Annotated in this window: 5 protein-coding genes and 3 pseudogenes; 5 read left to right on the forward strand and 3 right to left on the reverse strand. The window is 37.4% G+C overall.

All coding sequences use genetic code 11. The features are described 5' to 3' along the window. The 3 genes and pseudogenes from F6K54_RS38860 to F6K54_RS38870 all read right to left on the reverse strand — a co-directional run. Window positions 1–314: pseudogene (locus F6K54_RS38860) on the reverse strand (hypothetical protein); the annotation flags it as partial. A 206-nt stretch (window positions 315–520) separates the two neighbouring features. Further along, window positions 521–760: a type II toxin-antitoxin system VapC family toxin gene (locus tag F6K54_RS38865; RefSeq protein WP_293089496.1), complete on the reverse strand. Its 240-nt coding sequence runs from the start codon at window positions 758–760 to the stop codon at window positions 521–523. Continuing rightward, the gene (locus tag F6K54_RS38870; protein WP_293089498.1) at window positions 761–1,006 is read right to left on the reverse strand and encodes a hypothetical protein; all 246 of its coding nucleotides are present in this window, start codon (window positions 1,004–1,006) and stop codon (window positions 761–763) included. It abuts the gene before it with no gap. Window positions 1,007–1,274: 268 nt separating this feature from the next. Between F6K54_RS38870 and F6K54_RS38875 the strand changes: the two genes are divergently transcribed. From F6K54_RS38875 to F6K54_RS38895, 5 genes and pseudogenes are all read left to right on the forward strand, one after another. Beyond that, complete coding sequence (locus F6K54_RS38875; protein WP_202223388.1) at window positions 1,275–1,907, forward strand: flavin prenyltransferase UbiX; 633 nt, start codon at window positions 1,275–1,277, stop codon at window positions 1,905–1,907. Beyond that, window positions 1,900–2,622 carry a LapA family protein gene (locus F6K54_RS38880; protein ID WP_293089499.1) on the forward strand — a complete coding sequence of 241 codons (723 nt, stop codon included), beginning with the start codon at window positions 1,900–1,902 and terminating at the stop codon, window positions 2,620–2,622. The genes F6K54_RS38875 and F6K54_RS38880 overlap by 8 nt, the downstream gene beginning before the upstream one ends. Window positions 2,623–3,666: 1,044 nt before the next feature. Next, entirely contained in the window at window positions 3,667–4,212 is a 546-nt protein-coding gene (locus tag F6K54_RS38885; RefSeq protein ID WP_293089501.1) for a shikimate kinase, read from the forward strand. A 189-nt stretch (window positions 4,213–4,401) separates the two neighbouring features. Next, window positions 4,402–4,836, forward strand: a pseudogene (locus F6K54_RS38890) (IS1 family transposase); the annotation flags it as partial. A gap of 278 nt (window positions 4,837–5,114) precedes the next feature. Beyond that, a pseudogene (locus F6K54_RS38895) lies at window positions 5,115–5,384 on the forward strand (IS1 family transposase); the annotation flags it as partial. Window positions 5,385–5,910 lie beyond the last annotated feature (526 nt).

Below are 5,910 nucleotides of genomic sequence, written 5' to 3' on the forward strand. Positions count from 1 at the left end.
GTTAGAGTCTCGGCTAAACCTTTAATAAATGCTGCCCTTGGTTCTTGCCTATTTTGTTGAGCTGTCGCACCCTTATTACTTATAATCTTCTTTTGATTAACGTGAATCATTTGAGGTACAGTGGTTTCCCGATGGTGCCAGATACCTTTCGGACCGCGCCGAGCCGGAATTATTCTAGGCATTCCACTCTCAGAAACTGGAATTTCCCAAAATCTGCCTTTTTTTTCAGCTCCTTTGACTCTACCTTGAGCGAGTAAAACTAATAAACGTTGACGAGAGATACCTAATAAAAAAGACGCTTCTCTAGTACCCATAAATTTCTCCTTAACTGTTGACCAATAGTTAGGTTTAAAAAAAAGATAACATAGAAAGAAGTTATCTAATAATAAGTATAAACACTCATTATACGAGAGATACCTAATAAAAAAGACGCTTCTCTAGTACCCATAAATTTCTCCTTAACTATTGACCAATAGTTAGGTTTAAAAAAAAGATAATATAAAAAGAAGTTGTCTAAAAATCAGTATAAACACTTATTATTGGTTTTGTCTACAAATGATCCCTGAGACATGGCATTAATAAAAGTAATTACTGCTTCAACCCCACGACGAGATTGTAAAAAATAACAAGTTTCTGTCACGACGCACCAAGTTGTAATTAGAGGTTCATTGTATTTAGCAAAAATATTTTTAACAGTTTCATGGTAGTTATCATTTTTGTTAGCTAAAGCAACCCAAAATCCAGTATCAACAATAATCATTTATTCACCCATTTCTTTCATCAAAGTTGCCTCGCAATTTTCAGCTAAATCTGGTTCTACCTCAATACAGCTAATAAAACCAAGTTGGTTAAATTTTTCGAGGTGGTTCCTAGAGTCTTTTAAGACTTTTTCATAATAATTTTCTAGGGCATCTCCGATAATTTTATCAATATTTTGTTGATTTTTTTCTTGGATAAAAGCCAGTTTTTGAGCTTGTAATTCGTTGATTTTAGTAGCAATTTCCATCCTTTGTTTTTTTTACTAGATATAGCAATCCTATTATAACAATAGTAAGGGCAAACGGCTGTTTCTCTGCGCGACTTACAAGAATAAGTTTTTAATGTTTGACAATTTTGTCTTAAACTAAAAAAAGTAATAGTCTCTTATAGTTCAAAATTCTAAGGTTATGGTCAAGTGGAGTCCTGAAAGCTACAAAAATCGCAGAAAGCGTTTTACTCTGTTGGTGATTTGCTAAAAAAATTACCTTTGTAAGCTCTAAAAAGATTTATTGAAAATGAATGATTCTGTTTCTACTCCGCAACTACCAATAACGATTGGAGTTACAGGAGCATCAGGACTAATTTATGCTGTCAGAACTATTAAATTTTTGTTAGCATCCAATTATACTATTGACCTAGTAGCATCAAAAGCTAGCTATTCAGTCTGGCAAGCAGAGCAAAACATTAAAATGCCTGCCGAACCAACTAAACAAGAAAAATTCTGGCGAGAGCAAGCAGGAGAAGAAAACAATGGCAAACTCCGTTGTCATCCTTGGCAAGATATAGGAGCTAATATTGCTAGTGGTTCCTACAGAACTAAAGGTATGATTATCATTCCTTGCAGCATGGGAACAGTAAGTAAATTAGCTGTTGGGTTCAGCTCAGACTTACTGGAGCGTGCAGCAGACGTACAGTTAAAAGAAGGTGGTAAACTAATATTGGTGCCTCGGGAAACACCTTTTAGCTTGATTCATTTACGAAACTTAACTACTCTAGCAGAAGCAGGAGCAAGAATTGTCCCGGCAATCCCAGCTTGGTATCATAATCCCCAAACTATAGAGGATTTGGTAGACTTTGTAGTAGCTCGTGCTCTAGACCAATTTGGTTTAGATTGTGTTCCTATAAAACGGTGGATAGGCCATGAATAGATCTCGTAATTTACTATTGTTGGTAGTTTTAATCTTGATAATCCTTGGGTTGGCCTTGTTTTCTTGGCAAAATTGGTCCCCTAATTTGTCTTTAACTTTTTTGGGGTTACGATCTATACCTTTACCTTTGTCTCTATGGATTTTAGGTGCTTTTCTTGCAGGTGTGATTACTTACTTGTTGATTTATGGTATTTTCGGACTTTCAAATTACTTGTTAAAAAAGAATTTACAACCTGCTAGACTTCGTTCTAGAAAGTCTCATCATCAAGATAGAACTGAGGAAGTTTGGGATGCTTCACAACCTCAAGTAACTTCAGATTCTCAAAGCTCTTTTAACCTGAATAAAGATTCAGAACCAGCTAAAAAAAATGAAAATTATGATGATTGGCAACCAAGACCTCCCAGGGTTAATCGTTCTTGGGATGGCAGTACAGAGGAGCAAGGTTCAGAAGAAATACAGGAATCTGTAAATGAAAGTGCTACTAAAAATCATGAAGCAGAACAACAGCCAAAAACAGCTTCTAGGTCTGGTTCTGTATATTCTTATGGTTATCGTGATAGTGGCAGTTCAGGTGTTGGTCAAACTGAATCTGTTTATGATGCAGATTATCGGATAATTACTCCTCCTCCTCCTGAAAATACATCTATACCTACTCAAGAGGAAGAAGATGAGCAAGTTTCTGATAAAGATAATCAGTCAGAAGATCCAAAATAAGTTTGGCTTTTGTTTATTGATACTATAACCGTTAAATCAAAGATTATAACAGGAGTCTTCTTTCAAAATTAGACCTCTGGTCATTTCAGTTATCAGTTATCAGTTATCAGTACCTCTGCCTGTTTGCGCAGCATTCCGCAGGAAAGTCAGAGCCTTAAAATATTGAACTTTATTTTTTTTTCATCCCCTTTAAAGGCTATGCTTTATAAACATCTTTCTTAACATAAAAATTGACACGCATAGACAAGTTATGTACGAGTCTTTAAAAGGTTTTTATCATAGAAAAAGTGTATTAATAAAGTACATTTTTTTTGATAGCTTAAGTAGTTTTTCCTATCTACTATGATTCTTTCTCCTTTCTCCCCTGCTCCCTGCTCCCCTACTCCCCTGCTTCCCACAAGGTTTTCAGGAGTTCCTTATAAGGGATAGCTTTAAAGGGGGGGCTTCAGACCTTATTTTTTGGTGAGAAAGATATAGATTTTTTTGCAGGAGTAGGCAACAGTTAATAATTAATAATTAATAATTAATAATTAGGGTTTGCTGAATAAAGTCTTTTTGCTGAGGTAGGGAATAGGGAATAGGGAATAGGGAATAGGGAATAGGGAATAGTTAAGAGTCAGGAGGAACTGGGAGTTATAGAGAAGTTGGTCGTTCATAGTAGCAAGAGTGATTTTTCTACCCCCTCACCCCAAAATCCGCTCCTTTTTGAGCATCAAAAGCTAAAAACCTGGTACTTTTTCAAGACTAAAAAAGGCTAAAAGCTTTATCAGTCAATGCTTTTAGATTTAATCAGCAAGCCCTAATTAACAAATACATCTCTTTAAAAAAAAGAGGATTGACGCGGTAGGTAATTTTTTTTCTTTTTTATCCTTTAAATGAGAGGATTTAAACCTTAATTATTCAGTAAGATATTTTTACGAAAAAGGCATCAAAAAGGATTTTTTAGGGTGAATTTTTCGCATCCTTAGCTTGCTGTAATTAAAAGGTTTATTTGTTTTCCGGAAATGTCTATTATTTATGATAGTTTTTTTTAATCAGTAATTTATGAATGTTAGTAATAAGAAGTTTTTACAAGGAGTAAATCTTTATTTAGTTGGGATGATGGGAGCTGGTAAAACAACGGTGGGAGAGTTGCTGGCCAAAGACTTAGGATATCGTTTTCTAGATACAGATAGTTTGATTTCTCAAGTTGCTGGCAAGTCTATCAATGAAATTTTTGCTGATGAGGGTGAAGCAGGGTTTCGGCAGTTGGAAACAAATGTATTAGCAGAAGTATCTAGTTATAAAAATTTGACTATTGCAACGGGTGGTGGTATAGTAATTAAAAAATTTAACTGGAGTTACTTACAGCATGGTATTGTGGTTTGGTTAGATGCGGCTGTAGAAGTATTACATAGTCGCTTACAGGGAGATCGAACTAGACCTCTGCTTCAGGATAAGGACCCTCTAGGTAAACTTCAGGCTCTTTTGGATGAACGACGGCCACTTTATGCTAATGCAGATGTTCATATTCATGTAGACTCTAAATCTACTCCGGAACAGTTAACAACGTTAGTTTTAGCAGAAGTTAAAAAAGTGGTAAAATCATAGACTCTAAGTTAGTTATTTAAAGGTTCATCCCAAGATTTTAGTATCAAAATAATCTAAACAGATGTTTTTTGCCAAAAAAAATTTTATGGTTTGATGTGGCTATAAAGTGGTAGAAACTAAATAGGGTTTGCTGAAAAAGTATGAGGGTGTTGCACAATAGAGAATGATATTCTAGAATTTTATTGAGAAATGGACTGTCCTTATTGTCAAAGCCATAAAGTAGTGAAAAATGGTCATCGTCAGGGAAAACAGAGTTATCTGTGCCGTGACTGTGGCCGTCAATTGCCTCCTAACGGAGGAGCTACGCTTTCGAGAAAGTCCCTATCCTGCGGGTTATAGTTCTGATGTTAAAGAGCTTTGTGTGAAAATGTCCCTTAATGGCATGGGATTCCGAGCCATTGAGAGAGTGACTGGTATTTCCCATAACACAGTGCTTAACTGGGTACGGCTTGCACCAAGCACAGATTCGTACTGGATAACTATGAAATACCTGAAACTGCTCACGCTAGATGAACTGCAAACTTTTATCGGCTCAAAAAAAACAAAATTTTGGTCTGGACAGTCGTGAATAGCCAAATGCCAGGAATTCTTAAGTTTGTGATAGGCGATCGCTCCGCCGTTACCGAAAAGCGACGTTGAGAGCAAGCGTGTTTTAACCGGGGGATGAAAACAAGGGAGTCGTTTAGACTAGACAACTTTAGTTGTCCTGTGCTTTATTTATCAATAAAAAGTAAGCAGAACGCTAGGCATTGGCCTTAGCAGACTGTGTAGGGGCACTTTGACTTGTCCCCAAAGAATATATCTTTGGTCAGCTAAGAATAAACGAAGCAACACGGATTTATCCTGTTGCGTAGTATCTACTTAGAATCCCCGTGCCTTTAGGCCGGGGAGTAGTCAAAATATTATGGCAGATGATTCACGGTTGGGCCTGTTTTCTCTACATTACAGATGGATACACCTTGTATCCTTGCTTAATTGACGATTGCGTTCGCGTTAGCGGTGCGGAGCACTATCACCTAGTCAGTAAAACAGCAATGACGAGAGTAGAAGGAGAAAACTGCCGTCTGAGACACTATCTAGCTAGGTTACATCGCAAAACTTTGTGCTACTCCAAGTCCATTGATATGTTGTGCAGATCAATTAACTTGCTGATCTATATATTTGAAACATAAGTGTGCGATTCGTTAGCCTAAATTGGGTATTCAAACCCAAAGGACGGTAATCTCATCCCATTCGATGGGAAAACTGATTATTTATGTGGGTGAAGCGGGAAACCGTCAGTCCCACCCTCCAGATGCAGGAGTGAAAGCATATCCCCTACTTTGTAGACATAAGCAATCTATAGAATAAAGCGGGGATAAAAGGCAGAAAACACTGGTAGTCGAATCTGGTGACTGTCAAGCAAGAGTCCATGCGTAACGCAAGTGAAAATACCCCTGAACTATCGTAAATCTAAAATGGCCACAACGACTGTTTAAGGCCAAGCCAAAAGGCAAGGATAGGGCATAGGCGTTTGTTGATGCGACCTACAAGCACTGCCCATGAAACCCGGTGGATAGTATTCACGCTAAAGGCTCAACCAATAGGTAATCGGAACGAATTAACTCCCAAAAATCTCTAGGGCAGGTCGATAACCTAGTAGGTGCTAACCGTATGATTTCGGGAGAGGGATAGGTCGCAGGACGGCTCACTGACTAA

It is taken from the genome of Okeania sp. SIO3B5, assembly GCF_010692555.1.
Classification (GTDB): domain Bacteria; phylum Cyanobacteriota; class Cyanobacteriia; order Cyanobacteriales; family Microcoleaceae; genus Okeania.

Coding starts and splice junctions, on each gene's coding strand:
- F6K54_RS38865 (WP_293089496.1), bottom strand. CDS start 760: ATGATTATTGTTGATACTGGATTTTGGGTTGCTTTAGCTAACAAAAAT.
- F6K54_RS38870 (WP_293089498.1), bottom strand. CDS start 1,006: ATGGAAATTGCTACTAAAATCAACGAATTACAAGCTCAAAAACTGGCT.
- F6K54_RS38875 (WP_202223388.1), top strand. CDS start 1,275: ATGAATGATTCTGTTTCTACTCCGCAACTACCAATAACGATTGGAGTT.
- F6K54_RS38880 (WP_293089499.1), top strand. CDS start 1,900: ATGAATAGATCTCGTAATTTACTATTGTTGGTAGTTTTAATCTTGATA.
- F6K54_RS38885 (WP_293089501.1), top strand. CDS start 3,667: ATGAATGTTAGTAATAAGAAGTTTTTACAAGGAGTAAATCTTTATTTA.